At 73.9% G+C, this 1340-nt stretch carries 2 protein-coding genes; one reads left to right on the top strand and one right to left on the bottom strand.

Features of this window, described 5'->3' with window-relative positions; all coding sequences use genetic code 11:
- Window positions 1-847: DUF2339 domain-containing protein (locus tag ACWDNU_RS45940; protein ID WP_449673461.1), on the bottom strand; the 847-nt coding region annotated here is incomplete at its 3' end.
- Between the two features lie 78 nt (window positions 848-925).
- Between ACWDNU_RS45940 and ACWDNU_RS45935 the strand changes: the two genes are divergently transcribed.
- Window positions 926-1340 (top strand): hypothetical protein (locus ACWDNU_RS45935; protein WP_449673460.1); only part of this gene is annotated, 415 nt, incomplete at its 3' end.

Genomic DNA, 1340 nt, shown 5'->3' with positions numbered 1-1340 from the left:
CCAGCGTCGTCGCCGCCAAGCCGAGCAGGATCGCGGCCTGCGTGCCGGTGATCGCCGTGGTCACCGGGCGGTCGAACAGCAGCGCGGCGGCGAAGACGGGCAGCGCGGTGAGCGCGATCGTGACGCTCGCGGTGATGTCACCGGAGCGGCGCCGGACCACCAGCAGCGCGCCGGTCAGCCCCACCACCGCGCTGGCGACGGCCGCTGCCAGCAGCCCGCCGCGCTCCTCGACGACCTCGTCACCGGCGATGGCCGCCGACAGCCCGCTCAGGGCGATCATGCTCAGCGCGGCCAGCACCACCGGCAGGGTCCGCGCCACGTGCAGCACCGGCCACTCCCGGCGCATCTGCACCGGCACCCCCGCCGCCTGCAACACCACCAGGAACCCCAGCAGCAGGAGCTCGGTCGTCAACACGGGCGACAGCACCGCCGCGCCGAGCACCACCCCCACCGCCAGCGGTTGCGACTGCCACCGCATCGCGATCCCGACCCCCGCCGACGCGACCCCCAACGCCACCGCGAGCCCGATCCCCGGCGCCACCCAGTGGTAATACCCGGTCACCGCGACCACATCCAGGTAGGCACCGGCAATACCGGTGGCCACCAACGCGATTCCGCCGACCCGCCCACCGGGCCGCCCGAACACCCGCCACCCGGCCGCGACCAACCCGACCGAAAGCACTCCCCCGGCAACAACTCTCGCCACCGGCCCGAAGAACCCGGCCTGCGCCGCCAGCACCAGCAACATCAGCACACCGATGAGCGTCACCCCGACACCCGCCACCGCCAGCGCCCGCGAAATCACCCCTTCCCGCTGCCACCACGGCGTCCGCGGCTCCCGCACCACCGGCGCCACCCACCCCCCACCGGGCCGCCCCGCCCCATACCCCGACGCCCGGTTCCACCCCCCGTATGACGGCGGAACATGCTGCGCCCCAGCCATTTGCCGCACCTGCCCATACCCCGGCGCCCACGGCGACTGCCCCACCCCAGCACCACCAGGCACCCCACCGATGAACTGCCCACCCGGGCCGAACCCACCCACCGGCGGCTGCCCACCAACCGGCACACCCCCGACCACGTCGCCACCACCGACCGGCACACCACCAGCCACCTGGCCACCAACCGGCGCAGCGCCAGGCGCCTGGCCGCCACCGACCGGTGCAATGCCGGGGATCTGTCCACCGGCGACAGGCACTCCGCCCGGAGCCGGAATACCGCCGCTCGCTGCGACATTCGATGCCGCAGCGCCGGGAACTCCGGAATTCGATACCGGCCCGGCTCCGCGCGCCCGCGCCTCTTCCACCAGCCGGGAAACGATCTCGAACTGCGCGGGATTC

The sequence above is a fragment of the Amycolatopsis sp. NPDC003676 genome (genome assembly GCF_053587275.1).
The sequence above is the reverse complement of the archived record's forward strand: the minus strand, read 5'-3'. Positions and strand labels throughout refer to the sequence as shown.